The sequence below is a fragment of the Bradyrhizobium sp. AUGA SZCCT0160 genome (assembly GCF_018130105.1).
GTDB lineage: Bacteria > Pseudomonadota > Alphaproteobacteria > Rhizobiales > Xanthobacteraceae > Bradyrhizobium.
Map to the genome: position 1 here is coordinate 287,527 of NZ_JAFCMD010000006.1, position 23,772 is coordinate 311,298.

General features: G+C 62.5%; 28 protein-coding genes. 17 read left to right on the plus strand and 11 right to left on the minus strand.

Annotation, left to right across the window (positions count from 1 at the left end):
- Window positions 1-90 precede the first annotated feature (90 nt).
- The 4 genes from JQ558_RS13155 to JQ558_RS13170 all read left to right on the plus strand — a co-directional run bounded on the left by JQ558_RS13155 (window position 91) and on the right by JQ558_RS13170 (window position 3,698).
- Window positions 91-330 (plus strand): hypothetical protein, encoded by a 240-nt coding sequence (locus JQ558_RS13155; protein WP_212212797.1) that lies wholly within the window; start codon window positions 91-93, stop codon window positions 328-330.
- A 165-nt stretch (window positions 331-495) separates the two neighbouring features.
- A complete protein-coding gene (locus JQ558_RS13160) occupies window positions 496-786 on the plus strand; it encodes a hypothetical protein (RefSeq protein WP_212212795.1) in 291 nt (96 codons plus the stop codon).
- Window positions 787-869: 83 nt separating this feature from the next.
- Window positions 870-2,951, plus strand: a complete 2,082-nt coding sequence (locus tag JQ558_RS13165; protein WP_212293878.1) for a methyl-accepting chemotaxis protein — start codon at window positions 870-872, stop codon at window positions 2,949-2,951.
- 117 nt (window positions 2,952-3,068) lie between these two features.
- Window positions 3,069-3,698: a DapH/DapD/GlmU-related protein gene (locus JQ558_RS13170; RefSeq protein WP_212293913.1), complete on the plus strand. Its 630-nt coding sequence runs from the start codon at window positions 3,069-3,071 to the stop codon at window positions 3,696-3,698.
- Between the two features lie 9 nt (window positions 3,699-3,707).
- Here JQ558_RS13170 and JQ558_RS13175 read toward each other — a convergent pair whose 3' ends face one another.
- Window positions 3,708-4,091 (minus strand): cupin, encoded by a 384-nt coding sequence (locus tag JQ558_RS13175; RefSeq protein ID WP_212212789.1) that lies wholly within the window; start codon window positions 4,089-4,091, stop codon window positions 3,708-3,710.
- Window positions 4,092-4,283: 192 nt separating this feature from the next.
- On the opposite strand from JQ558_RS13175, the gene JQ558_RS13180 reads away from it, so the two are divergent.
- Window positions 4,284-5,417 carry an FAD-dependent oxidoreductase gene (locus tag JQ558_RS13180; protein WP_312014986.1) on the plus strand — a complete coding sequence of 378 codons (1,134 nt, stop codon included), beginning with the start codon at window positions 4,284-4,286 and terminating at the stop codon, window positions 5,415-5,417.
- Between the two features lie 26 nt (window positions 5,418-5,443).
- On the opposite strand, the gene JQ558_RS13185 is transcribed toward JQ558_RS13180, so the two are convergent.
- Complete coding sequence (locus JQ558_RS13185) at window positions 5,444-6,319, minus strand: MBL fold metallo-hydrolase (protein WP_212293880.1); 876 nt, start codon at window positions 6,317-6,319, stop codon at window positions 5,444-5,446.
- A 161-nt stretch (window positions 6,320-6,480) separates the two neighbouring features.
- Between JQ558_RS13185 and JQ558_RS13190 the strand changes: the two genes are divergently transcribed.
- Window positions 6,481-7,458, plus strand: coding sequence for a glycerophosphodiester phosphodiesterase family protein (locus tag JQ558_RS13190; protein ID WP_212293881.1), 978 nt, complete (start codon window positions 6,481-6,483; stop codon window positions 7,456-7,458).
- Between the two features lie 4 nt (window positions 7,459-7,462).
- On the opposite strand, the gene JQ558_RS13195 is transcribed toward JQ558_RS13190, so the two are convergent.
- The gene (locus JQ558_RS13195; RefSeq protein ID WP_212293882.1) at window positions 7,463-9,085 is read right to left on the minus strand and encodes an ABC-F family ATP-binding cassette domain-containing protein; all 1,623 of its coding nucleotides are present in this window, start codon (window positions 9,083-9,085) and stop codon (window positions 7,463-7,465) included.
- A gap of 91 nt (window positions 9,086-9,176) precedes the next feature.
- Window positions 9,177-9,881: a hypothetical protein gene (locus tag JQ558_RS13200; RefSeq protein WP_212293883.1), complete on the minus strand. Its 705-nt coding sequence runs from the start codon at window positions 9,879-9,881 to the stop codon at window positions 9,177-9,179.
- A 185-nt stretch (window positions 9,882-10,066) separates the two neighbouring features.
- On the opposite strand from JQ558_RS13200, the gene JQ558_RS13205 reads away from it, so the two are divergent.
- Window positions 10,067-10,516 carry a hypothetical protein gene (locus JQ558_RS13205; RefSeq protein WP_212212781.1) on the plus strand — a complete coding sequence of 150 codons (450 nt, stop codon included), beginning with the start codon at window positions 10,067-10,069 and terminating at the stop codon, window positions 10,514-10,516.
- A 169-nt stretch (window positions 10,517-10,685) separates the two neighbouring features.
- Here JQ558_RS13205 and JQ558_RS13210 read toward each other — a convergent pair whose 3' ends face one another.
- The 3 genes from JQ558_RS13210 to JQ558_RS13220 form a co-directional block, all read right to left on the minus strand.
- Window positions 10,686-11,372 (minus strand): substrate-binding domain-containing protein, encoded by a 687-nt coding sequence (locus JQ558_RS13210; RefSeq protein WP_212293884.1) that lies wholly within the window; start codon window positions 11,370-11,372, stop codon window positions 10,686-10,688.
- A 4-nt stretch (window positions 11,373-11,376) separates the two neighbouring features.
- Window positions 11,377-12,084 carry a GrlR family regulatory protein gene (locus JQ558_RS13215; RefSeq protein ID WP_212293885.1) on the minus strand — a complete coding sequence of 236 codons (708 nt, stop codon included), beginning with the start codon at window positions 12,082-12,084 and terminating at the stop codon, window positions 11,377-11,379.
- 194 nt (window positions 12,085-12,278) lie between these two features.
- The gene (locus JQ558_RS13220; protein ID WP_212293886.1) at window positions 12,279-13,316 is read right to left on the minus strand and encodes a glutamine synthetase beta-grasp domain-containing protein; all 1,038 of its coding nucleotides are present in this window, start codon (window positions 13,314-13,316) and stop codon (window positions 12,279-12,281) included.
- A 558-nt stretch (window positions 13,317-13,874) separates the two neighbouring features.
- On the opposite strand from JQ558_RS13220, the gene JQ558_RS13225 reads away from it, so the two are divergent.
- Entirely contained in the window at window positions 13,875-14,072 is a 198-nt protein-coding gene (locus JQ558_RS13225) for a DUF2735 domain-containing protein (RefSeq protein WP_212212775.1), read from the plus strand.
- A 110-nt stretch (window positions 14,073-14,182) separates the two neighbouring features.
- Here JQ558_RS13225 and JQ558_RS13230 read toward each other — a convergent pair whose 3' ends face one another.
- Window positions 14,183-14,506 carry an MliC family protein gene (locus tag JQ558_RS13230; RefSeq protein ID WP_212212773.1) on the minus strand — a complete coding sequence of 108 codons (324 nt, stop codon included), beginning with the start codon at window positions 14,504-14,506 and terminating at the stop codon, window positions 14,183-14,185.
- A 119-nt stretch (window positions 14,507-14,625) separates the two neighbouring features.
- On the opposite strand from JQ558_RS13230, the gene JQ558_RS13235 reads away from it, so the two are divergent.
- Complete coding sequence (locus JQ558_RS13235; RefSeq protein ID WP_212273059.1) at window positions 14,626-15,372, plus strand: tyrosine-protein phosphatase; 747 nt, start codon at window positions 14,626-14,628, stop codon at window positions 15,370-15,372.
- Window positions 15,373-15,445: 73 nt separating this feature from the next.
- On the opposite strand, the gene JQ558_RS13240 is transcribed toward JQ558_RS13235, so the two are convergent.
- Window positions 15,446-15,715 carry a hypothetical protein gene (locus JQ558_RS13240; RefSeq protein ID WP_249119535.1) on the minus strand — a complete coding sequence of 90 codons (270 nt, stop codon included), beginning with the start codon at window positions 15,713-15,715 and terminating at the stop codon, window positions 15,446-15,448.
- A gap of 144 nt (window positions 15,716-15,859) precedes the next feature.
- On the opposite strand from JQ558_RS13240, the gene fabG reads away from it, so the two are divergent.
- From fabG to JQ558_RS13260, 4 genes are all read left to right on the plus strand, one after another.
- Window positions 15,860-16,540: a 3-oxoacyl-ACP reductase FabG gene (gene fabG, locus JQ558_RS13245; RefSeq protein WP_212273058.1), complete on the plus strand. Its 681-nt coding sequence runs from the start codon at window positions 15,860-15,862 to the stop codon at window positions 16,538-16,540.
- Window positions 16,541-16,686: 146 nt separating this feature from the next.
- The gene (locus JQ558_RS13250) at window positions 16,687-17,361 is read left to right on the plus strand and encodes a DUF2161 domain-containing phosphodiesterase (protein WP_212293887.1); all 675 of its coding nucleotides are present in this window, start codon (window positions 16,687-16,689) and stop codon (window positions 17,359-17,361) included.
- A gap of 46 nt (window positions 17,362-17,407) precedes the next feature.
- On the plus strand, window positions 17,408-17,707 hold the full coding sequence (locus JQ558_RS13255; protein ID WP_212038120.1) for a putative quinol monooxygenase: 300 nt from the start codon (window positions 17,408-17,410) through the stop codon (window positions 17,705-17,707).
- 86 nt (window positions 17,708-17,793) lie between these two features.
- On the plus strand, window positions 17,794-18,096 hold the full coding sequence (locus JQ558_RS13260) for a hypothetical protein (RefSeq protein WP_212212739.1): 303 nt from the start codon (window positions 17,794-17,796) through the stop codon (window positions 18,094-18,096).
- Window positions 18,097-18,288: 192 nt separating this feature from the next.
- Here the strand turns inward: JQ558_RS13260 and JQ558_RS13265 are convergent, their stop codons facing one another.
- Entirely contained in the window at window positions 18,289-18,918 is a 630-nt protein-coding gene (locus JQ558_RS13265) for a GNAT family N-acetyltransferase (RefSeq protein WP_212212736.1), read from the minus strand.
- Between the two features lie 232 nt (window positions 18,919-19,150).
- Here JQ558_RS13265 and JQ558_RS13270 point away from each other — a divergent pair, with 232 nt between their 5' ends.
- The 3 genes from JQ558_RS13270 (at window position 19,151) to JQ558_RS13280 (ending at window position 22,404) form a co-directional block, all read left to right on the plus strand.
- A complete protein-coding gene (locus tag JQ558_RS13270) occupies window positions 19,151-20,104 on the plus strand; it encodes a helix-turn-helix domain-containing protein (protein WP_312014614.1) in 954 nt (317 codons plus the stop codon).
- Between the two features lie 199 nt (window positions 20,105-20,303).
- The gene (locus JQ558_RS13275; RefSeq protein WP_212293888.1) at window positions 20,304-21,317 is read left to right on the plus strand and encodes a carbon-nitrogen hydrolase family protein; all 1,014 of its coding nucleotides are present in this window, start codon (window positions 20,304-20,306) and stop codon (window positions 21,315-21,317) included.
- Window positions 21,318-21,357: 40 nt separating this feature from the next.
- Window positions 21,358-22,404, plus strand: a complete 1,047-nt coding sequence (locus JQ558_RS13280; protein WP_212293889.1) for a phenylacetaldoxime dehydratase family protein — start codon at window positions 21,358-21,360, stop codon at window positions 22,402-22,404.
- Between the two features lie 9 nt (window positions 22,405-22,413).
- On the opposite strand, the gene JQ558_RS13285 is transcribed toward JQ558_RS13280, so the two are convergent.
- Window positions 22,414-22,812, minus strand: coding sequence for a PaaI family thioesterase (locus tag JQ558_RS13285; protein WP_212212725.1), 399 nt, complete (start codon window positions 22,810-22,812; stop codon window positions 22,414-22,416).
- Window positions 22,813-22,942: 130 nt separating this feature from the next.
- Between JQ558_RS13285 and JQ558_RS13290 the strand changes: the two genes are divergently transcribed.
- Window positions 22,943-23,734 carry a cobalamin-binding protein gene (locus tag JQ558_RS13290; RefSeq protein WP_212293890.1) on the plus strand — a complete coding sequence of 264 codons (792 nt, stop codon included), beginning with the start codon at window positions 22,943-22,945 and terminating at the stop codon, window positions 23,732-23,734.
- Window positions 23,735-23,772 lie beyond the last annotated feature (38 nt).

A 23,772-nucleotide genomic window follows, 5' to 3' on the forward strand; every position in this document is an offset into this window, starting at 1 on the left:
ATCAAACCGGCGCGCACGCACGCTCCTGTTCAAAAAAAATCCACAATGTCCGCTACGAAAGGAACTCCATTTTCAAAAAGGAGAATTTCCATGCGGTTAGGACACGCGATCTTTGTGGCGACGATAGCCGCCCTGCTCGCGGCGGCGGTACCCGGGCTTGCCAAAAACGCCGAGACGCCGAAGACCAGCGAGCAGCCGGCGTCATCGTCCTGCCATTCCTACCAGCAGACATCAGATGGATCGTGGACCGAACTGCCCTGCCAGGAACTCGGCGCTCCCGCCCCGTCGCGCAAGTCCCCGCCGCGAAAGACGGATGAAGAGAACCGCTGAAGCGTGAGATAGCAAGTTCACGTTATCTCTGCGCGAGTGCGGGTGGCAGTCGAGGCGGCACTTCGCGCCCCCGCAACGCAGCCAGAAAACCGACCTCCGCCTTTGAACGCATTGCCACTTGGACGCGACTGCCTGAGAGGCGACGTCGCGAACCAAGAGGCCATTATGAGCAATCCGCCAGTCCAGCCATCCACGACCACCGGCATCCGCGTGGTTTCGATCCTGCTGCCTTGCTTTCTGATCGGGTATTTCATCTGGAAATTGTTGTCGCCGACGCCGCACACCGGGCAGGTCATGACAATGGTGTTCTATTTCGGAATGGTTCTGAGCCTCTGTAGCTTTCGCCGCGAGATACCGGCACCGCTGTTCTGGATCGGGCTGGTTGCAGGCGCCGGGCTGTTCGCGCTGCTGCTCCAGCAGACCGGCTACCTTGTCCCGTACTTTCCGCCACACTGATTTCGCACCGTAACCCAAGATTAATGCGCACCACTTAGGATGGAGGCCAGCACTCCCATACCATCGTGAATGGCCCAAATCCCATGAAAATCGGTACCCTCCTGACCGCCGCCATCGTCTCGCTTTCTGCTGTGGGCGGAGGCCTCGCCGTCTATGTGGCCGTCACGAAATACCAGACCATGGACAAGGTTTCCGTGGCCCAGAGCCGGCTGGCGGTGGTCCGGGCCATCGGCGAAATCCCGCGCTACATGAATCCAGAGCGCGGCTTTGCCACCAACATCCTGTACGGACCGGCCGTCGTGGATCCGAAGATGCGGTCGGAACTGATCGAAAAGTACCGCAAGCAGACGGACGGCGCGCGCGACAAGATGAACGCGCTCCGCAAGGACCTCTCTGCGCTTGACGATGGCGCCGCTGTCGGCAGCGGCATCGACGCGCTGAATGTTAAATTCGCCGGCCTGCGCGAGGCCATGGACAAGGCCATCGATGGACCCGCCGATGCCCGCAAGGACGCCGCCCGGAAGATCGTGGCCGACAATGCCGTGTTCAACACCGCGGTGACCGCCCTGCTCGACGAGCAGGTGCGCAAGATGGCGCAGCTCGATGGCAACGCCTACCGGCAGGCCAGCTACGCCAACATCGCCTGGACCCTGCGTGACGTGGGCGGCCTCAACGCCAGCCTGCACAAGAACCTCGTCGGGTCCAACCGCGTTGCGACCGACGCCGAAAAAATGGATCTCAGCCGCTCCCAGGGCCGCAACGACCAGATCCTGATGTCGCTGCAGCAGTTACGAGGCAATCCCGCGACACCGGCCAACGTGGCCACTGCGCTCGACAAGATGAACGAGGCCTACGTCGATCGCTTCGGCAAGGAGCTGAAGATGGTCAAGGATGGCGCCATCAGCGGCAAGTATGAGCATAGCGTCGATACTTACTACGCCGAATCCCAGCTCGGCCTCGGCTCGGTTGTTACCCTGCGCGACGCGTTCTACGACAATGCCGAGGAGGTCCTGGGCGCCTCCTATTCCTCGGCGCGCCTCAGCTTCATCATCGCGCTCGCAGGGCTGCTCGCCGTCATCGGCGCCAGCGCCGGCTTGATCCTGATGGTTCGCCGCCGCGTCTGCAAACCGATCGTCGACCTTACCGCCACCATGACACGCCTTGCCAGCGGCAACGTTTCCGACGAAATCTCGGGCGCCGAGCGCGGCGACGAGATCGGCGCGATGGCGGCTGCCGTGCGTGTCTTCAAGGAAAACATGATCGAGGCCGAACGCCTGTCGGCGGAAAAGGCCGCCGAGAACGACGGCAAGATGCGGCGCGCCCAGGTGCTCGACGAACTCACCCGCGGTTTTGAAGCCAAGGTGACCGAACTCGTCGGTGGGCTGTCCGCGGCGTCATCCGTCATGGAAGGCACCGCGCAGTCGATGTCTTCGACCGCGGAAGCCACCAACCGTCAGGCCGGTATTGTGGCCGCCGCCTCCGAACAGACCTCTACCAACGTCCAGACCGTTGCGAGCGCCACGGAAGAACTCACCTCGTCGATTTCGGAGATCGGCCGCCAGGTCGCGCAGTCCACCGAGATCGCGGCCCGTGCCGTCGACAACGCGCGCCGCACCGGCGACACCGCCCTTTTGCTGGCTGAGGGCGCGCAGAAGATCGGCGACGTCGTGACGCTGATCCAGAGCATCGCGGCCCAAACCAACCTGCTCGCGCTCAACGCAACCATCGAGGCCGCACGCGCCGGCGATGCCGGACGCGGGTTTGCAGTCGTCGCTTCCGAAGTCAAATCGCTGGCCGGCCAGACCGCGAAGGCGACCACCGAGATCTCCGAACAGATCGCCGCCATTCAGGCCGCGAGCGACGAGACGGTGACGGCCATCCAGAACGTCGCCAACGTCATCGCCGAGATCGACCAGATCGGCATTGCGATTGCATCCGCAATCGAGGAACAGGGTTCGGCCACGCAGGAGATTTCCCGCAGCGTCCAGGAAGCCGCGCGCGGCACCCAGGAGGTCAACGCCAACATCTCCGGCGTGCAGCGCGCTGCCGACGAGACCGGTTCCGCCGCCACCCAGGTGCTGGGCGCAGCCGAGCAATTGTCGTCGCAATCCAAGGACCTCGCCGGCCAGGTCAACCGCTTCCTCAGCGAGGTTCGCGCCGCCTAAGCGGGACCGCTGCAGCCAGCGCATGCTTGCCCGTCCTAACCTTCACGCGCGGTCGTCTGCCAGCTGTGGTAGATGACATCAGCGGCACTGGGCCGCCTGATTGACGAGCAAGTCGCTATGCACCAACTGGCTCCCCGGCGCCCAAAGCTTGCCGAAACCGTTATTGAGCCCACGGTCAAATTGCGCGAGGTCACCGTCGGCCGTTGCTGCGAGGTTCTCGGCGATACCGCCATCGAATACACCGAACTCGGCGATTACTCCTATCTCGGCCCGGGCTGCATGGTCGCCGACGCAGAGATCGGAAAGTTTTGCGCGATCGCGGCGCAGGTGCGCATCGGCGCACCCAATCATCCCCTCGACCGGCCGTCGCAGCATCGATTTACCTACTGCCCTGAATACTACACTGCCGACGCAAAGCGGGATCATACCTTCTTTCGGCAACGCCGCGCCGACCGCGTCGTGATCGGAAACGATGTCTGGATCGGGCACGCCGTCATTGTGATGCCGGGCGTAACGGTGGGCGACGGCGCCGTGCTGGCCGCCGGCGCCGTGGTTACCCGTGACGTGGCGCCCTATACGATAGTTGGCGGTGTTCCGGCAAAGCAGATCCGAGAGCGCTTTAGTCGCGATATCGCCGCGCGGCTCGCAGCAATTGCGTGGTGGGATTGGCCGGCCGAAACCATCTTTCAGCGCCTGCCGGAATTCCAGTCCGGCGACGTCGAGGGGTTCTGCGCGCGCTGGAGATAATCCCCCGCCCTAGTAGAAAAACGATGTTTCAAGCAGCAAACAGCCTTCCGGACCTGCCTTGAAGGGGCCGTGTTTGGCATGCGGAGGGCGGCAAGCGAAAGCCGGAGCGTGGAACGCCTCGAAACGATGTGGCGGCTCCTGCGAGGCCACAAGGAGCGTTCCCTTGATAACCACGACCTCCTCGTAAAACTCGTGGGCGCGCACGGCATCGATCTCGGCATTCGGCGCCCAGCGAGCGAGGCGATTGAGATGCCCCTTGCCGGCGGCTTCATCGAGCGATCCCGCTAGCGTCTTCGCTTCGATACCCGGCGCGATCGTTTCCCAACCCGAGGAAAGATCGATGTTGAAGAACTCCCGGTGTTCCTTTCCGGTCCTTGGGTCGCGCTGATCCATGATGCTGTCCTGTGTTGGGTAACGTCGACTATACTGGCTGTTGTCATGATTAAAAATGATACTTGTCGATTGTGATGGATCGAGAGAGGTTGTGCATGATCGACTTGCGTTCGGGCCAATTGCCCGTCTTAAAGAGCAAGCGGCAAGGCGCGGGAGTTAATCGTGAGCGCGAATAAAGCGATCAAACTTGCGGTGATCGGGCGTGGCATGATCGGGTCGGCGGCGGCGCGGCATCTGTCCAAGATGGGTCACGATGTTGCACTGATCGGGCCCGATGAGCCGGCGGATTTTTCACGCCATGACGGCGTCTTCGGCAGTCACTACGATGAGGGCCGTATCACGCGGAGTTACGATCCGCAGCCATTTTGGCGGCAAATGAACCGCGCTGCGATTTCGCGCTACGGCGAGATTGCTGCGGAAAGCGGTGTGGCGTTCTACCGGGAAGTCGGTGCGCTTTACGTCGGCGACAGCGAAACGACAAACGTCGCTTCGGTTGGCAAGATCTGCGCCGAAGACGGGATCCTGTGCGAAGCATATCATGATGCGGGGCTCGCGGAGCGATTTCCGTTTCTGAGATCGACGGCGGGAGTGCAGGGATATTTCCAGCCACGCAATGCCGGATACATCAGCCCGCGCCGCCTGGTCCGCGCGCAGACGATCGCGGCGGAGCGCGCCGGGGCCCGGATCATCGACGAACCGGCTCTGGGGATTTCGGAAAGCAGCGCGGGCGTGACGATCCGGACGAGATCGGGCAGTGTCGAGGCCGAACGTGTTCTCGTGGCGGCAGGCGGGCATACCCAATCGCTGCTCGGTCGATCATTGGGTGTTACGGTCTATGGGCGTACCGTGGCGATGTTTCGGCTTGGTGCGGCGGAGACTCAACGCCTGAACGGAATGCCATCGATGCTTTGTTTGGGTCCCAAGGGCGACAATCCCTATATTCTGCCGCCGATCGCCTATCCGGACGGCCAAATCTGGTTGAAGCTCGGCGGTGATCCGGTCGATCTTCCGCTCGAAAGCGAGGCGGATATCAAGAACTGGTTCCGATCGGGCGGGTCGATTGAGGTCGCTGATCGGCTGCAAACGCAGATCCTTGAGCGTATTCGCGACCTCCATTTCGAAGAACGCCGCGTGGTGCCGTGCATGACCAGCTTTGGCGACACGGGCCTGCCCTGCATCGGACCGCTTTCGGAGCGCGTAGTGGTTGCATTCGGCTGCTACGGCAAGAGCGCGAAATGTTCGGACGAATTGGGTCGGTTAGGCGGCATGGCGCTGCTCGGCGAGGCCAAAGCCGAACTTGCCCTAATGGCCACGAGTTTACCTTAATCCCTGTTGCGCCGCAGCCGATGGCGCTAATCTCGTTTGAATCGATAATCGAAGCGATCGCCATCGGCCGTGATCAGGCCGACCGTCGGATTCGGGAAATGAACCGGCAGGATCAGCGTATCGGTGCCGACGACGGAGGCAAAGAACGTGCGGCGCGACACCGCCGACTGCTTTGGGTCCCAGTCGACGCCCGGCGACCAGTCGGGCTCGCGGCACTGGATCGCATGGTGCATCAGATCGCCGGCCACCACCGCCCGCTGCCCTTTCGAGAAGATGTTGACGCAGCAATGGCAGGGCGAATGCCCCGGCGTCGGCGTCAGCGTGACAGTATCGTCCAGCGCGTAGTCGTCATCGACCAGCAGCGCCTGCCCGGCCTCCACGATCGGCAGGCAATTGTCGCGAAACACCTTGCCGGGCGGCTCGGCGCCTTTGGCGTATTCGGCTTCCCACACCGCGTATTCCCTCTTGTGGAATATGTACTTCGCGTTCGGGAATGTCGGCACCCAGCGCCCGTCGCGCAGCGTGGTATTCCAACCGGTATGGTCGATGTGCAGATGCGTGCAGAACACGTAGTCGATCTGCTCGAAGCTCACGCCGAGTGCGAACAGCTCATTGCGCCAGCGCTCCTTGCCCGGGAAATCGAACGGCGGCGGGTGGCCCTTGTCCTCGCCGGTGCAGGTGTCGACCAGGATGGTATGGCGCGGGGTGCGGACCACAAAGGTCTGGTAGGTGATGAACATCTTGCCGGACGCCGTGTCGAAGAATTCCGGCTCCATATCAGGCAGGTGCCGCCTGAATACAGCCTCGTTATAGGCCGGGAAGAAATCCTGCGGCCGCCGCCACGGCCCCTCCCGCTCGATCACCGCGTCGATGGTGATGTCGCCGATCCTGATCTGCCGCATCGTTGCCCCCGAATTTTGCAAGAAGCGTATCGGGCAGACACTGATGGTTCAAGCCAGCGTGCACGCGTGCCTCCAATGCGTTTGGCTGGTCCTGTCGCTTGCCGCCGCCGCAAATCGAACAGAAATACTGCTTAGCAGCACATCTCAAAAGAGGTGTGATATTGGGCAGGAAAATAAAGTACGTCGCCGGAGCAATCGCTACAATCGCCGCTTGCATCACCATCAACAACACCAATCTGCTGACCGCGCATCGCGAAGGCCCTCCCGTCCTTCTCGCACATCGAGGCGTGGCGCAGCGCTTCGACGAACGCGATTTGAAGAACGACACCTGCACGGCGGCACGGATGTTGCCGCCGACGCACGACTATCTGGAAAATACCATTCGTTCGATGCGATCAGGGTTTGCGGCCGGCGCCGATATCGTCGAGATTGATGTCCATCCGACAACCGATGGCGAGTTTGCGGTATTTCATGACTGGACGCTCGACTGCCGCACGGATGGACGCGGGGTTACCCGCGAGCATGCGATGGCCGAACTGAAATTGCGCGACATCGGTTACGGATACACGGCCGACAACGGCAAGACGTTTCCATTCCGCGGCAAGGGCATCGGCCAGATGCCGACGCTGGGCGAGACGCTCGCGACCTTCCCGGACAAGCGGTTGCTGATCAACGTCAAAAGCCGCGATCGGTCTGAGGGCGAGAAGCTGGCGGCCGTGCTTCGAGCCCTCCCCGCCGAGCGCCGCCGCCTCATCATGGTCTATGGCGGCGACGAGCCGATCGAAGCGGTCCGGCGACTGGTGCCGGACATCAGGACGATTTCACGCGCGGCCATCAAGAGCTGTCTTGTCAGCTACATCGGATATGGCTGGACTGGCATGGTACCGCGGGCGTGCGCAAACGCGATGGTTCTGGTGCCGATCAATGTCGCGCCGTGGCTGTGGGGCTGGCCGGACCGGTTCCTGAACCGCATGGACGCGGCGAACAGCGCGGTCTTCGTGCTGGGCCCCTACAGCGGTGGCGAGTTTTCGTCCGGCATCGACACGCCGGAGCTCTTGCAACGGCTGCCCGAAAAATATTCCGGCGGCATCTGGACCAACGAAATCGAAACAATCGCCCCGCTGGTGCGACGGAGATAGCGCATCAGCTCCGCAGGCCCGGTGCCTCGTGGCCGGTGCGCGCGACGTATTCCGTATAGCCGCCGCCGAACTGGTGGATGCCCTCGGGCGTCAATTCCAGCACGCGGTTGGAAAGCGCCGCCAGGAAGTGGCGATCATGCGAGACGAACAGCATGGTGCCCTCGAATTCGGAGAGCGCGTTGATCAGCATTTCCTTGGTCGCGAGATCCAGATGGTTGGTCGGCTCGTCCAGCACCAGAAAGTTCGGCGGGTCGAACAGCATCTGCGCCATCACCAGCCGCGCCTTCTCGCCGCCCGACAGCACCCGGCATTTTTTCTCGACATCGTCGCCGGAAAACCCGAAGCAGCCGGCCAGCGCACGCAATGAGCCCTGGCCTGCCTGCGGGAAGCAATCTTCCAGCCACTGGAACACGGTGCGTTCGCCGTCGAGCAAATCCATCGCGTGCTGGGCGAAATAACCCATCTTGACGCTACCGCCGACCACGACGGTGCCGTCATCAGGCTCGGTCGAGCCCGCCACCAGTTTCAGCAACGTCGACTTGCCGGCGCCGTTGATGCCCATCACGCACCAGCGCTCGCGGCGGCGGATCATGAAGTCGAGGCCTTCATAGATGCTGCGGCTGCCATAACCCTTGTGGACGTTCTTCAGGCTGACGACGTCCTCGCCGGAACGCGGCGCCGGCAGGAAGTCGAACGCGACCGTCTGGCGCCGCTTCGGCGGCTCGACGCGCTCGATCTTGTCGAGCTTCTTCACCCGGCTCTGCACCTGCGCGGCATGCGAGGCGCGCGCCTTGAAGCGCTCGATGAATTTGATTTCCTTGGCCAGCATCGCCTGCTGGCGCTCGAACTGGGCCTGCTGCTGCTTCTCGTTGAGCGCACGCTGCTGTTCGTAGAATTCGTAATTGCCGGAAAAAGTCGTCAGCGTGCCGCCGTCGATCTCGACCACCTTGTTGATGATGCGGTTGATGAACTCGCGATCATGCGAGGTCATCAGCAGCGCGCCTTCATAGCCACGCAAAAACTGCTCCAACCAGATCAGGCTTTCCAGATCGAGATGGTTGCTCGGTTCGTCCAGCAGCATCACATCCGGCCGCATCAATAGAATGCGCGCCAGCGCGACGCGCATCTTCCAGCCGCCCGACAGCGCGCCGACGTCGCCATCCATCATTTCCTGCCTGAACCCGAGGCCCGAAAGCGCCTCGCGGGCCCGGCCGTCGAGTGCATAGCCGTCGAGCTCCTCAAAGCGGTGCTGCACCTCGCCATAGCGCGCGATGATGTCTTCCATCTCATCCGCCTGATCCGGATCGGCCATCGCGCCTTCAAGCGCCCGAAGCTCGGCCGCCACGACGCTGACGGGGCCGGCGCCATCCATCACCTCGGCAACCGCGCTGCGGCCTGCCATCTCGCCGACATCCTGGCTGAAATAGCCGATGGTAATGCCGCGATCGAGCGACACCTGCCCCTCGTCGGGCAGTTCCTGACCTGAGATCATCCGGAAAAGCGTGGTCTTTCCAGCCCCGTTCGGGCCGACAAGGCCGATCTTCTCGCCCTTTTGCAGGGCTGCCGAAGCTTCGATGAAGAGGATCTGGTGGCCGACTTGCTTCGAGACGTTATCGAGACGGATCATTGTTACCCAAACATAGAAATTGCTGGCCGCTCTTATTCCATGTAGCGCGCAGGGGAAAGCCTAATCCGAGGCGCGGGCCAATCGGGTTTTTCTAGGCCGCCCGCATCAGCTTCAAGGTGGCGGCCAGCCGCAGGCTGCGCTTTCCAGCGAGCGCGATGCCTTCGAGTTCCGCGCCCTCGCCGTCGCACGTGCCGGAAAAGCCGATGCCGACCTCATAGCCGCCAAACACCAGATTTTCGCCCTTTGCCGGTGTGTGCTCCTGGTTGAGTATCTCGCCTTTCCAGCGGCCATCGGCGGAGCTGTAGGAACCGAGGTAATAGAAGAACGCGTCGCCGCCGAGGATGCGACCGTTCATCAGCAGCATGACGCCGGACAACCCGGCATCGACGCCGTGGAGCGCGCGGATGTGAATCGAATAGAGCCCGTTCACAATGCCGCCCGATCCGACTTCGCCGACCGGCGGCAATGCCTCGTCATCGAGCCGGGTGAGATTGGCCCAGAACAGTGCTCCCGGCCGGGGCGCGGCGCTGCCTTCGAAGCGGATATTGGTGCCGTCCGTCGTTCCCCGCACACTGATCGCGGCGACGTCGGTGTCCATCAGCGGCTTGTAATGTGGGTCCTCATTATGACGTTGGGTGATGACCTCGCCGAGAATCTCATCGCCGTTTTCCTGGTAGCTCCCCAGGCGCGCGAAGGCGGAATTGCCGCCCAGCAGCTTGCCCTCATGCATGCACATGATGCTGCGACCGAACGCATCGTTCACGCCGTACTCAGCCTTGTAAAGCCCGTCCAGCAAAGCAAATTTCCTGCTTCATTGCATCATCTCGCGGGGGCATAGCACTGGCGGGGAACCAGTACCAGCGGTCGTTTTAGCGCAGGTTCTGGGCGTTCCGTGTCATACCTCACGCAGTCGGCACCGCCGTCGTGAACCGGCTGGCCGCAGCAGCCGACCAATGGGCGATTTCCATTGCGGTGATACCGATGACCGAAGATGAAGAGACCATCGCCCGAACCATCGCCGAGGCCAGTGAGCTGCCGCTGAAGGACGCGGCGTATTTGCTGTGGCGGGAGTGCTCCAAGCTCGACTTGCTCGCGTGGCGGGCGATGCCGCCGAACGTGCGTGACGTGTTCCGGTCGCGGCCGGCGGAGAATTCGATCGAGGTCAAATTCGAGCACGATCATCCCGAAGACGGTCTGACCTTCGACCGCTTGCAACTCACCCATCCCGGTATGGATGAAGCGGAAGTGAAGCAGGCCATCATTGCCGCGGTGAGATTCGACGATGCCTGTTTTGGCTACTTCGACAAGATCAAGGGCGAGTTCGGCGCACGCTACAAGCGCGCCGTCGAGCTGGCGGCAAGAGATTATCCCGGATATCTCGAACTAACCTATCAGCGGGCCCGATACTACATCAGCTATTACATGAAGTAGTCCCCGCCCTCCTCGGCGGCGACCCGGCCGCAGAGCACGAGATCGGCCGATTTGCGCGCGCCAGAACGGGCAACATCTACACACCTATCGCAACCGCGACCCCGTAAAACAGCTTTCTCATGGGGCGGCAGGTTGCGTCGACCGGCAGGCAAATTCAAGGCTCGCAAATTCAAGGCTCGAGCCCGCTCTCGTGCAGCACCGGCGCAACCTCGCGCGATGCAAGAAACCGCAACAGCCGATCCGATTGAGCAGCCTTGGCAGAGGCCGCCACGCGGCCGGCGGAGAACACCGCGGGCGTTTGCAACTCGCGGGGAATGGGGCCGATGACCTCGATACCCCCGACCTGCTTCAACTCGCTGATCTGCTGCACGGCCAGATCCGCCTCCCCCGCCACCAGCCGTTCGGCGGTAAAGCCCGACGGGATGATGCAGGCTTTCGCATTGATCTCGGACGCAATGCCCAGGCGCTCGATCAACTGGGCGAACAGAATGCCGCTGGCGCCGATCCGCGAATAGGCCACCGAACGGGCGGCAAGCAGCGCCGTGCGCAGCGCGGGCTCGGTTGCGATGTCGGGATGGGAAAAGCCCGCCTTCACCGCGAGGCCGACATAGGATCGCGCGAGATCCACGCAGCTATCCGCCACCACGCGACCCTCGCGGACCATGTCGTCGAGCCCCTCGCGGGTCAGGATCACGATGTCTGCGCCCTCGCCGCCGCGCAGGCGATCCAGCAGCGCCAGCGTCGGCGCAAAATCGGCATCGATGCGCACACCGCCGGCTGCCTGATAATGCCCAGCCAGATTGTGAACCGCGCCCTTCAGCGCCAGTGTCGAGAGCACGCGCACGGCATTGTCCATGGCGTTACGCCCGATGCATCAGCTTGAGCACGGCTGTCAGCCGCAGGCTACGCTTGCCCGCAAGTGCGGTGGCCTCCAGCAGCGCGCCCTGGTCGTCGCAGGTACCGGCAAAGCCGATGCCGACCTCGTGCCCGCCGAACACCGGGTTCTCGCCTCTCGCCGGCGTGTGCTCCTGATTGAGGATCTGGCCTTTCCAGCGGCCCTTCTCGGAGGTGTAGCTGCCGATGTAGTAGAACGACGCGTCGCCGCCGAGAATGCGGCCTTCATTGAGCAGCATCACGCCGGTCAGGCCGCCGTCAACGCCGTCGAGCATGCGGATGTGAATGGAATAGAGGCCATTGACGATACCATCCTGGCCGACGCCTCCGGCGATCGGGATCTCCTCCTCCCCGATCGGCGTCATGACCGAGCTGAATTTCGCACCCGGCAATTCCTTGAGGCCGCCTTCAAACCGGTAGACTTTGCCGTCCGGCTTGCCCCGCGCCAGCAGGGTGGCGTCGTCGGTGCCGGCCATCGCGCGGTAATTCGGGTCGGGATTATGGCGAACGGTCTTGATCTCGATGACAAGCTCGCCATCGGCTTCTTCCTGATAAGTGCCGATATGAGCAAAGGCGGAATTGCCGCCGAGCATCTTGCCGGCGCCCACATACATCACGCTGCGGCCGACCGCGTCGTTGAGCTGAAACCGGATCTTGTAGAAACCCTCGAGCAATGGCCGTGTCCCCGGCAAGCGCATCCGCTATCTAGCGCGGTTCATAACGCAGGGGAACGGCTTGAATCGGGCAAAGGGCCTGAATCGATACATTTGAGGCAAGGTCATCGCAACGCAATGATCCGCCAAAGCGGTCGCGCTTTGGCGGATCAGGGTAGCGAGCCGAACGGCCCCGTCCGGGTATGCAGTGTCGCTTAGGCCGCGGCCGACTTGGCCGAGGTCGGAACCTCGGAGATCGTCTTCAGGATCTGGGAAGCGATCTGGTAGGGGTCGCCTTGCGAGTTCGGACGACGGTCTTCCAGATAGCCCTTGTAGCCGTTGTTCACGAAGGAATGCGGAACGCGGATCGAAGCACCGCGGTCGGCCACGCCATAGCTGAACTTGTTCCACGGCGCGGTCTCGTGCTTGCCGGTCAGGCGCTTGTCGTTGTCAGGCCCGTAGACGGCGATGTGGTCCATGAGATTCTTCTCAAAGGCCGCCATCAGCTTCTCGAAATACTCCTTGCCGCCGACTTCGCGCATGTAGCTCGTCGAGAAGTTGGCGTGCATGCCGGAGCCGTTCCAGTCAGTGTCGCCGAGCGGCTTGCAGTGGAATTCGATGTCGATGCCGTAGCTCTCGGTGAGGCGCAGCATCAAGTAGCGGGCGATCCACATTTCGTCGGCCGCCTTCTTGGAGCCCTTGCCGAAGATCTGGAATTCCCACTGCCCCTTCGCCACTTCAGCGTTGATGCCTTCGTGGTTGATACCGGCAGCGAGGCAGAGATTGAGATGCTCTTCCACGATCTTGCGGGCGACGTCGCCGACGTTCTTGTAGCCGACGCCGGTGTAGTACGGGCCCTGCGGCGCCGGATAACCGTCGGTCGGGAAGCCGAGCGGACGACCATCCTTGTAGAAGAAGTATTCCTGCTCGAAGCCAAACCATGCGCCTTCGTCGTCGAGGACGGTCGCACGCTTGTTCGACGCGTGCGGGGTTTTGCCATCAGGCATCATGACTTCGCACATCACGAGTGCGCCGTTTTCACGCGCAGCGTCGGGGTAGACCGCGACCGGCTTCAACACGCAATCGGAGCTGTGGCCTTCGGCCTGCTGCGTGGAGGAGCCATCGAAGCCCCACAGCGGGAGCTGCTCGAGCGTCGGGAACGAAGCAAATTCCTTGATCTGTGTTTTGCCGCGCAGACTGGGTGTCGGCGTATATCCGTCGAGCCAAATATACTCGAGCTTGTACTTGGTCATTGAGCCTCTCTTGAGTTTAGTGCTGCAAAGTGCGGAAACCCCGGACTTTGGAGGTTAGAAGCCCCTGCCGTCCCCGCACACGTGTACCCGGCCACGTCAGGCCGCTTCCTACCAAGCAATTAAAGTGCCAATCGCTGCAGCGCGGCATCAGATGGCGTCGAGATGCTCACCGTCGCGCGTGCATTTTTTGCTGCGGCATAGGAGCGCGCCCGACATGCGCGCCAGGCGGCCAAAAGTCGCTTTGGTCCCCGGTTGAAGCCCGATTCTACAGCAGTTTTGCCCCCGGCTTTCCGGCCCGATTAAAGCTGCAGCAGCTGATCTGCCCATGCGACGCCAAAGGCGGCCGCCACCGGCAACCTTCACGCCGGCCCAAGCGTTAGCCATCTGCCCATTGCCTCCCACGAAGCAAAACAGCAAGTGCCTACAAAATGTACATTCTCGGCGCTTTTTTGAGCAACTTGCATTCCCGGAGGCGCAAACGATATCGCGGTTTCAGTAACGACTACAGAACGAGTCGGGCGCACCATGGTGGTTCGCTCGACCTACGGAGAGACTCAAATGGTCAATACAGGTGTGAATGAGGGGTCTGCCAAGATCTATCAATTCCCAGCCGGGGGTCGGTCCGCCCTGGCGGGGCGCCGCTACGGCGAGACCAAGTCCGACGCTGCCGCGCCGGCGGTCGATATCGCCGATTGCAGCGGCAGCTGGTACCACGCGGCCGCCATCGAGGAAACCAAGCCGGGGCGCGACCACTGATGCCAGCCCAACGTTCGGCAAATCCGCGTCAAAGAGTTCAGGCGCGGTCAGTGAAGTAGAAAAGGGTCGGAACGAAATCGTTTCGGCCCTTTTTCATGCAAACCTTGTCTTTAGGTCTGCTCGCACGCCGTTACCGGCCGTTTGGCGTGCTTGAGCGTGGTGAGCCCGGCCTTCGTGACTCTCAGGGTAATCCCGCGGGCCGTATAGCGCGCCCCCGACAACGCCACCCCCTTTTTCAGCGTCACCGCCTTGCCATCGAGCTGCAGGTGGGCGCGTGAATCGTAGCGGAAGAATCCGGCAATGAATTGCGTTCCGTCGGCGCAACGATAGTTTTTGAAGGTCGCCTGTGCCCACGCGGCCGAGCCCGCCGTTCCCAGAACCACCGTTCCCAGGAACAGCGCCGCCGCGAAACCAGCGATCTTGCGATTATTCATATTCTCCTCCAGACGGCCCGAGTATAGACCAGAGGTCAAGACGCGACACACCCCGGCTCAAGCGCCGCACAAGAATTGCTTCTCCAAGAATTCCATCAAGAATTCCATAAGGCCGCCCGATGTCAGATTCCCCTGCCCGTCATCTCAATCTTGCTGGCGCCAGCAATTTCCGCGACCTCGGCGGCTATCTCACCCGCGACGGCCGCACCGTACGCTGGCGGCAGATATTCCGGTCCAACCATCTCGGCCATCTCACCGATGATGACGCTGCGGTCTTGCGCTCGCTCGGCGTCAAGAGCGCGTTCGATTTTCGCGGCACGACGGAGCGCGCCGAGGCGCTGTGTGGCCTCGCCGATATCACCGTGCATTCGCTGCCGGTCGAGCCAACGGTGGTCGCCGCACTTCGCGCCATCGCCGCCGGCGGCACGGAGCTGTCGGCCGACCACGCCGTCGAGGTGATGCGCGATTCCTACCGCAGCTATGTGCAGCAGAACACGCCGCGCTTCCGCGCGCTGTTTGCGCATCTGCTGGAAGATCGCGCGCCCCTGGTAATCCATTGCACCGCCGGCAAGGATCGCACCGGCTTCGCCTGCGCACTGATCCTGCACACGCTTGGCGTCCCCGACGAGGTGATTGCGGAAGATTATCTGTTGACCAACCAGTTCTACCGCCGGGATCCCGCCGCCAGCAGCGACCTGCCCGATCACGTCAAGCAGGTGCTGGGCTCGGTGCAAACAGCGTTCCTGGGCGCTGCGTTCGAAGCCATCGACGCCGACTATGGCGACCTCGAAGCTTACCTGCGCGACGGCATCGGCCTTGGGGCAAAGGAGCGCGCGGCGCTTGCCGCGCTCTATTTGCAATCCTGATTTAATCGGCCTTCCCCGCCGCATCCGTGCGGCAAGCCTGCCGTGCTTCCGCGCGAATGTGTCTTGCGATCGTTCAGGCCGCGGCTTCCATTTCCATTTCTGCATCGAGATCGGCGATGACGTCCTCGAATGCCTGGATTGCCTGCTGGATCGCCGCGATCTGCATCAGCTCCCAGTCCTTGATCGGACCGTTGCGGTTTTGCAGCGCGACCACCAGATCCCGCCGCTGCTCCTTAAGCTGAACAAGCGGTAAACCGTGGTCGGGTAGAGATCCCATCGTGATGCCCCTGCCTTGGATTGGACTCCCCTTGTAGTGAATGGAACCTGCAATCGACTTGCGCAACTCCCGCAAATTTTAGCGATCGGCCTTGATCCGTATTCTTACGTAGTCCGCAACGCCGGTTCGGCCTTTTTGGACGTGAAATTCGCCGCATTGCTGATGAAAAAACCCTGACGATAGTTGTCGCTCTTATTGCGGAGGCCCATTATGGATGGAAAAGTCATTGTCGTGACCGGCGCCCTCGGTGCACTCGGCAGCATCGTCGTTGACCAGGCGCTGACGGCCGGCGCCAGAGTCGCGAGCGTGGACCACGCGCCGACGCAAGTACCGGCGACATCAAATCAGTTCGAACTCGGCGGTGTCGACCTCACCGATGCGGCGGCAGCGAAAAAGGCCATCGATGCCGCGGCATCGCATTTCGGCAGGCTCGACGCGCTGATCAACATCGCCGGCGGTTTTGCATTCGAGACGGTCATTGAGGGCGATCCGAAGACGTGGCAGCGCATGTACGCGCTCAACGTAACGACCGCGCTCAACGCCTCGCGCGCGGCGATCCCGTATCTGACCGCGTCCGGCACTGGGCGTATCGTCAATGTCGGCGCGCTTGGCGCGCTGCAGGCGAGCGCCGGCATGGGCGCCTATGCCGCGTCCAAGGCCGGCGTGCATCGCCTGACCGAAGCGCTCGCCGCCGAACACAAGGGCAAAATCACGGTCAACGCCGTGCTGCCGTCGATCATCGACACCGCGGCCAATCGCGCCAGCATGCCGAAAGCCGATTTCAGTAAATGGGTAAGGCCAATGGAACTGGCCGACGTCATCCTGTTCCTCGCCAGCGACGCCGCCTCCGCCGTCACCGGCGCGCTGCTGCCGGTGAGCGGGCGGGTTTAGATCCTCAGTCTGCAAGCCGGCGCAGCATTGGATCGCGCCCGTTTGTCTGTCCCGCCGGCAAGATAGCCGCTTACGCGCGAATTGGCCAAATCCGGGCTAAACTCGTGACACTGAGTCGCGGCCGCTTTTGCCGCCGGAGCCTGTCGTTGGAAACCGCGCTTTATCTGCCCGTCAAACGCTTCCTTGAAAAGCTCGGCTTCACGGTCAAGGGCGAGATCGGCGGTTGCGACCTGGTGGCGCTCAGCGGCGACGATCCGCCTGTCTTGGTGATCGGGGAACTGAAGCTCACGTTCAACCTCGAACTGATCCTGCAGGCGGTCGATCGCGCCGGCGCCTGCGACGAGGTGTGGCTGGCGGCCAAATTGTCGGCACGCGGCAAGGGCCGCGAAAGTGACGCCCGCTATCGCAACCTCTGTCGTCGGCTCGGCTTCGGTATGCTCGCGGTCACCAACACCGGCGACGTCGAGGTGATCGTCAAACCCGCCACGACGGCCCCTCGCCGCAACCCGAAGAAGCGCTCGCGGCTGATCAGGGAGCATGAGCGACGCAAGGGCGATCCGGCGATGGGCGGCTCTACGCGCGCGCCGATCATGACGGCCTATCGCCAACAGGCGCTGGCCTGCGCTGCGGCGCTTTCGGGTGGTCCGCGGCGCGTGAAGGATTTGCGGATCGAGATGCCGGACGCCGGCAAGATTCTACTGCACAATGTCTATGGCTGGTTCGATCGCGCCGAGCGCGGCATTTACGTCCTGACCGATGCCGGACACGCCGCGCTCAAGCGCTGGCCGCAACACGCGCTGGATCTGACCGCCGCCGAATAGCTCGGCGCAAGCCGGTATCTGGAACGACGGCACAAGGAGGATCAAAATGATCGTGGTTACCGGCAGTGTGACCGCGCGCCAGGACAGTTTCGACGAGGTTCGCCGGCTGAGCCTCGAGCACGTCCATCGTTCGCGCGGTGAGCCCGGATGCATCTCGCACGCCGTGCATGTCGATTGCGAAAACCCGCTGCGGCTGGTGTTTTTCGAGCAATGGGCCGACCGCGCGGCGCTGCTTAACCATTTCGCGGTCCCCGCCTCGCGCGATTTCGTCAAGTCGCTGCAGTCGCTGGCCGCGGCCGCCACGTCCATCGAACTGTACGACGCTACCAGACTGGAGAAATTATAAACGCATGGCTGTAATGCCATGCGAATTTCATATTGCAATGCAACATAAGGGCACATAGGTATCTCCGCATCATATGCGAGGCCCCGATGAGCGAAGACTGGAACACGAAATACGGCACCCGGCGCGTACGGCGCGATCCGCCGACGCTGGAGGAAGCGATCTTCGCCGCCGTCGGCATTACCGACGATCAGCAGCAGCAGGCGGAAATCGCCGCGGCGCTGATGGGGCTGCCGTTCGAAGAAGTGCTGGCTGAGGTGAAGAAGACCGGCCGCGCCGTTGCGCGGACCGCCACCCGCGTCATCACGGGTGAGCAAGGCGCTCAGCGCTCGGTCGTGGTCGAGCGCAAGGTGATCAGGCGCTTCGGTAACGACAAGCGCACCGGTACCTGACACCCACTCCTGAAGATCCTAATGTTAAAGGCCCCCGGGCAATTCGCGCGATCGAGCAGATCCGCGAGTTGCCGCTAAAGCGTTTTTCAAGCGAAGTGGGCACCGGTTCGCGTCAAGAAAACGCGTCAAATCAAAAATACAGAGCCCCGTTCCGATGCAAGCGGAACGGGGCTCTGTCGATTGGCCTTCCGGTCAGGCCGTCCGGCCCCAGCCGGACATTCTCAGCATCATGGCCCAATAAGCGCGATTGAAGTTCGTGATCGCACGGGCTGCTTCAAGCGTCGTCACCATTGCGGACGGCGCCGACTCTGGCTGGTTTTGTTTGGCCAGATCGATGCTGCCGGTGGATTCGCCGTAGCGGAACGTCAGGTGTGCGCCAAACTTGTTGGCGAGCGCCCGCATCGCTTCATTCTGCGCACCGGTGGTGATCCGCAGGCTCTTGTATCCCTTGGCCCGCGCCTCTGCGATCAGCTTCCTGAACAGGATGCTGCCGACGCCCTTGCGCCTCACCGAACTCTCCACGCTGAAGGCGATCTCCGGCAGTGCGTCAGGCGATTGCTCCGGCGGATGCAGTTCGGCGGCGCCGCGCACCACGCCATCCTCGAAATAGGCGATGATGACCGTGCCATCGTTGGCGCATTTTTCGGCGTAGCGTTCGATGAAGCTGTCATCCATGAAGCCATGAAACCGATCATGGCGGCTGGTGCGGTCGAGCCGCAAAAGGTGATCGCGCAGAAGCGGCAATTCCTCTTGCTGGCTTAGAATCCGAACGGTGCCCGCGATACCCTTGGCGCGGCTCGGAGCGGTAGTCTGGTAGTTCATAGTCATAACTCCTCGTGGTGGCCCTCGAGGAGGCGTCGAATCCCTAGACCTCCAATATTGTGCGTCGCAATATGAAGTTCAAGCCCTTCAAATGCCTAATAAAAAGACATTCTTAGCTTAACAATTCGGTAACCAAATCGACGCCAGTCGCGGCGCCAGGCAAGCTAATTGCAGACACTGGATTTGAGCCGGTCTTTGGCTCACACTTATGCCGGTTCCCGGAGGTCCCATCGTGGCTGTCGTGCTCGACACGAGTTCCTCAGTTCCGGATCGACGCCTGGCGGTCTGGCAGGACATCGTCTGCGACACCTTTGTCGGTCTCGACTGCCATTCCGATATGCGGGAGGGTTTTTGGGGCGCGGTCTCGCAATCCGCGGTCGGCCGCGCGACGTTTACCCGCGTCGATTCCTGCGCCCAGCGGGTGTTCCGCACGCCATCCCGGATCGCACGCGCCAGCGAGGATTACGTGCTGGTGGCGCTGGGCAACCACGGCGTTAACGGCGTGTATCAGGACGGCCGCGATGCCGTCGTCTCCGCGGGACAGTTCGTCATTTACGACACCACCCGGCCCTACGAGTTGCGCTTCGACGACAGTTTTTCACAGACGATCCTGCAGATGCCGCGAAAACTTTTGCAGCAACGCATCGGCGCGTTCGACGCGCTGACCGCGACCACCTTCTGCAGCAGTCGTCCCCTGGAAGGCCTGGCCTACGAGTTTCTGATCAGCACCAGCAAGGTCGTCGACCACGTCGATCCCGCCACAGCATCCCGCCTCCTGGATCAGGGACTGGATCTCATTGCCATGGCCTTCGCCGATCGGATGCATGCGCGTTCGTCGGATCAGTCGTTTCACCGCTCTGCGCTGCTTTATCGGCTCAGGAATTACATCCTGACGCACCTGAGCGATCCCGACCTCTCGATCTCGCAGGTTGCCGCGGCCACCGGAATCTCGCCGCGCTATGCCAGCGATCTGATGGCCGACGAGCAGCACTCGTTCCGCAGTTACGTCCAGATGCAACGCCTGGAGCGATGCAGGCGCGACCTGTCGGACCCGGCGCATGCGGCCCGGCACATCAGCGACATCGCATTCGCGTGGGGCTTCAACGACCTCGCCCATTTCAGCCGGATATTCAAGCAGAGGTACGGCGCCTCGCCGCGCGAATGGCGCGAGCACCCGCCGCAATAAGCTCTCCTCCGATCGGTCCGGCCTCCCGCGGCGGCACAACGCCGGCCTGCGGCGACGCGCCCGGCTCTCCGCCTTGCAGCTGACAATTGCAAGTTAAGACAAGTTTTCGTTCTGCCACGGACAAGCGCCACGGCCAGGGGCGGCGGTAGGCTTTCGACCCAGCGATTGCCTTATCTCCCAACGCAGAAGGATGATTTCGATGGGTCTCGTGCACCAGAAGTACAAGGTAGCGGTGGTTCAGGCGGCGCCGGTCTTCCTCGATCTCGATGCGACCGTGGACAAGACGATCGCGCTGATCGAACGGGCTGCCAGCCAGGGTGCAAAGCTGATCGCGTTTCCCGAAACCTTCATTCCCGGATATCCGTGGCAGATCTGGCTCGGCGCGCCCGCCTGGGCGATCGGCCGCGGTTTTGTGCAGCGCTATTTCGACAACTCGCTGGCTTATGACAGCCCGCAGGCCGACAAGATCCGCAACGCCGTCAAGCGCGCCAAACTCACCGCGGTTCTCGGCCTCTCCGAACGCGCCGGCGGCAGCCTCTACATCGCGCAATGGCTGATCGGGCCCGACGGCGAGACCATCGCAAGGCGCCGCAAGCTGCGGCCGACCCATGCCGAACGCACCGTGTTCGGCGAAGGCGACGGCAGCGACCTTGCCGTGCACGATCGCGCCGATGTCGGGCGGCTCGGCGCCTTGTGCTGCTGGGAACATCTGCAGCCGCTGTCGAAATACGCGATGTACGCCCAGAACGAGCAGGTTCACGTCGGCGCCTGGCCGAGCTTCTCGCTGTACGACCCGTTCGCGCACGCGCTCGGCCATGAGGTCAACAACGCCGCGAGCAAGATCTACGCGGTCGAGGGCTCATGCTTCGTCCTCGCTCCCTGCGCCGTGGTCTCGCAGGCCATGATCGACGAGCTCTGCGACTCCCCCGAGAAGCACGCGTTCCTGCACGCCGGTGGCGGCCACGCCGTGATCTATGGGCCGGACGGCAGTTCGCTCGCCGAAAAACTGCCGCCCGATCAGGAAGGCATTCTCTATGCCGATATCGATCTCGGCATGATCGGGGTGGCGAAGAACGCCGCCGATCCCGCCGGACACTATTCCCGGCCTGACGTCACGCGGCTGCTGCTCAACACCTCCCGCGCCAACCGCGTCGAGCATTTTACCTTACCCGTCGACGCCGAGGTCATGAGCGAAATCAGGCTTCAGGCCTGAGAGCTTCAAGAGGTGCTGCTAGCCGACGAGGAGCGAACCCATGGAATCCGCGATCCCCGAACATCTGCGAACCGCGCGCACACGCCACCGCCGCGTCCCTGACGACTACGCACCGCCCTACCCGTCGTTCGTGGCGCGCCACAAGCCTGAAGTGGCGCGGGTGGTGATGGCCTATTTCGGCGTCCAGACCCGTGGCGAGCCGTCGGATGCCGCGCAGCAGGCGCTGGCGTGGATCGTCGCCGCTTTCGGGCAGAATGGCGGCCCGACGCATTGGGACCGGGCGCGCTATGTCGACGAAGCCGGTTACTCCAATATCGTGACGGTTGCCTATTGGGACGATCGCACGAGGTTCGACGGCTGGTTCCCGGCGGCGCGCGATGGCTGGACCGGGGAGCGGCGAAACGCCGGCGGTGTAGGCACGTTCATCGAGGTGCTGCGTCCATCCGTGGAAGGCTATGAGACGCTGTTCTCTTCCCTCGGAAGACCCGAAGGCGTCGCGGTTCTCGCCGACGGCATGAGCGGCGAAATTCAGGAGCACGCCTATTGGGGCGGCATGCGCGATCGCATTCCCAAATCCCAAACCAGCGAGATGGCGCCATCAGGAACGAACACCGCTGTCCGTGATGGCGCCCGCATCAGGGTCATATCTTCAGACAATGTCTGCCTGATCCGATCCGGCCAGGATTGGGGCGATACCGAAGCCTCCGAACGCAAGATGTACCTCGAGGACGTCGAGCCGGTGTTGCGGGAAGGCATGGACTTCCTGCGCGATGACGGCCGCTCGATCGGCTGTTACGCCAACCGCTATATGACGGTGGTCGCGTCCGACGGCGCACGCACCGAAAAATCCTACGGCATGAGCTGGTGGAAGAGCCTCGCCGCCCTGGAGCGATGGGCGGAATCGCATCCGACCCATGTCCGGATTTTTGGTGCCGCGATGAAATATCTGTCGACCTTGGGTCCTGCCGCGAAGCTGCGGCTCTATCACGAGGTCACGGTGGCGCGGGCCGACGAAGCCTTCTTTGAATATCTGGACTGCCACCCGCGAACCGGGATGCTGAACGCCGTGCCGGCGGACGCCGCGTAGAGCGCCCGCCTACAGCACCATCTGGGTCTGGGTGACGATCGCGACCAGCTTGCCGTCCTCGGTCTCGAGCCGGGTCTGCCAGACCTGGGTGCGCCGTCCCCGGTGAACCGGGGTCGCGGTCGCAATCACTGTGCTGCCTTCCTTGGCGCCGCCGATGAAATTGGTCTTGCTTTCGATCGTGGTGGTGCCCTTGGCATCTTCGGGCAGATTGATGACGGTCGCGGCTGCGCCAACCGAATCCGCAAACGCCATCACCGCACCGCCGTGAATCGTGCTGCGCAGCGTGCAGAGCTCGGGGCGCACCAGCATCCGTGCCACCACGCGATCCTTGTCGGCCTCGATAAAGGTCACGCCCTTCAATTCCGCAAACGGCATCTTCATCGATTGGATTTTTTCCAGCAGCGTCATGAGTCCTCCGGTTTTTCTTGTTCCTTGCAAGCCATTCCGCAGGAAGCATGAAGGAGCCAGGTAAATCAGGCAATGACCTCTGAGGTAATGGTGCCGTGACAAGAGGCTGGTAATTCTGCATATGGTCCCGATGCGCCAGTTCCCGCCCCGCCGGATCGTCTGCCTCACCGAAGAGACCGTGGAGACGCTGTACTGGCTCGGCGAGCAGGACCGCATCGTCGGTGTCTCCGGCTATGCGGTGCGGCCGCCGCAGGTACGCCGCGAGAAGCCGCGGGTATCGGCGTTCATTTCGGCAGACATTCCGAAGATTTTGGCGCTGCAGCCTGATCTCGTGCTCGCCTTCTCCGACCTGCAGGCTAACATCGTCGCCGACCTCGTGCGCGCCGGCGTCGCCATCCATGTCTTCAACCAGCGCGACGTCGCCGGCATTTTGGCGATGATCCGCACCCTCGGCGCGCTGGTCGGCGCCGCGGATCGCGCCGATCAGCTCGCGACCAGCTTTGAACGGCGCCTCGCGACGATTGCCGCAACGCCCCGTCCCGCACCCAAACCAAAAGTCTATTTCGAGGAATGGGACGATCCCATCATCAGCGGCATCGGCTGGGTGTCCGAACTGATCGAGATTGCCGGCGGCGAAGACGTGTTGCCAAAGCTGCGGTTTCAGCAGGCCGCCAAGGATCGCATCATTTCGGCGGATACGGTGCGCGACACCGCGCCCGACGTGATCCTGGCCTCCTGGTGCGGCAAGAAGGTCGTGCCCGAGCGGATCAGGCAACGGCCGGGCTGGAGCGACATTCCGGCGGTACGCAACAACCGCATTGTCGAGATCAAATCGCCGCTGATCCTGCAGCCGGGTCCGGCCGCGCTGACGGACGGGCTCGATGCGATCGTGAAGGCGTTGTGGCCGCCGGGAGGCGGATGATTTCACCGCAGCCGACTTTGAACCGACACGGACACTTC

What these genes read in the sequence shown, in the direction of transcription:
- JQ558_RS13155 (WP_212212797.1), top strand. Translation starts at nt 91, where the DNA reads ATGCGGTTAGGACACGCGATCTTTGTGGCGACGATAGCCGCCCTGCTC.
- JQ558_RS13160 (WP_212212795.1), top strand. Translation starts at nt 496, where the DNA reads ATGAGCAATCCGCCAGTCCAGCCATCCACGACCACCGGCATCCGCGTG.
- JQ558_RS13165 (WP_212293878.1), top strand. Translation starts at nt 870, where the DNA reads ATGAAAATCGGTACCCTCCTGACCGCCGCCATCGTCTCGCTTTCTGCT.
- JQ558_RS13170 (WP_212293913.1), top strand. Translation starts at nt 3,069, where the DNA reads ATGCACCAACTGGCTCCCCGGCGCCCAAAGCTTGCCGAAACCGTTATT.
- JQ558_RS13175 (WP_212212789.1), bottom strand. Translation starts at nt 4,091, where the DNA reads ATGGATCAGCGCGACCCAAGGACCGGAAAGGAACACCGGGAGTTCTTC.
- JQ558_RS13185 (WP_212293880.1), bottom strand. Translation starts at nt 6,319, where the DNA reads ATGCGGCAGATCAGGATCGGCGACATCACCATCGACGCGGTGATCGAG.
- JQ558_RS13195 (WP_212293882.1), bottom strand. Translation starts at nt 9,085, where the DNA reads ATGATCCGTCTCGATAACGTCTCGAAGCAAGTCGGCCACCAGATCCTC.
- JQ558_RS13205 (WP_212212781.1), top strand. Translation starts at nt 10,067, where the DNA reads ATGACCGAAGATGAAGAGACCATCGCCCGAACCATCGCCGAGGCCAGT.
- JQ558_RS13210 (WP_212293884.1), bottom strand. Translation starts at nt 11,372, where the DNA reads ATGGACAATGCCGTGCGCGTGCTCTCGACACTGGCGCTGAAGGGCGCG.
- JQ558_RS13220 (WP_212293886.1), bottom strand. Translation starts at nt 13,316, where the DNA reads ATGACCAAGTACAAGCTCGAGTATATTTGGCTCGACGGATATACGCCG.
- JQ558_RS13225 (WP_212212775.1), top strand. Translation starts at nt 13,875, where the DNA reads ATGGTCAATACAGGTGTGAATGAGGGGTCTGCCAAGATCTATCAATTC.
- JQ558_RS13230 (WP_212212773.1), bottom strand. Translation starts at nt 14,506, where the DNA reads ATGAATAATCGCAAGATCGCTGGTTTCGCGGCGGCGCTGTTCCTGGGA.
- JQ558_RS13235 (WP_212273059.1), top strand. Translation starts at nt 14,626, where the DNA reads ATGTCAGATTCCCCTGCCCGTCATCTCAATCTTGCTGGCGCCAGCAAT.
- fabG (WP_212273058.1), top strand. Translation starts at nt 15,860, where the DNA reads ATGGATGGAAAAGTCATTGTCGTGACCGGCGCCCTCGGTGCACTCGGC.
- JQ558_RS13255 (WP_212038120.1), top strand. Translation starts at nt 17,408, where the DNA reads ATGATCGTGGTTACCGGCAGTGTGACCGCGCGCCAGGACAGTTTCGAC.
- JQ558_RS13260 (WP_212212739.1), top strand. Translation starts at nt 17,794, where the DNA reads ATGAGCGAAGACTGGAACACGAAATACGGCACCCGGCGCGTACGGCGC.
- JQ558_RS13265 (WP_212212736.1), bottom strand. Translation starts at nt 18,918, where the DNA reads ATGAACTACCAGACTACCGCTCCGAGCCGCGCCAAGGGTATCGCGGGC.
- JQ558_RS13275 (WP_212293888.1), top strand. Translation starts at nt 20,304, where the DNA reads ATGGGTCTCGTGCACCAGAAGTACAAGGTAGCGGTGGTTCAGGCGGCG.
- JQ558_RS13280 (WP_212293889.1), top strand. Translation starts at nt 21,358, where the DNA reads ATGGAATCCGCGATCCCCGAACATCTGCGAACCGCGCGCACACGCCAC.
- JQ558_RS13285 (WP_212212725.1), bottom strand. Translation starts at nt 22,812, where the DNA reads ATGACGCTGCTGGAAAAAATCCAATCGATGAAGATGCCGTTTGCGGAA.
- JQ558_RS13290 (WP_212293890.1), top strand. Translation starts at nt 22,943, where the DNA reads ATGCGCCAGTTCCCGCCCCGCCGGATCGTCTGCCTCACCGAAGAGACC.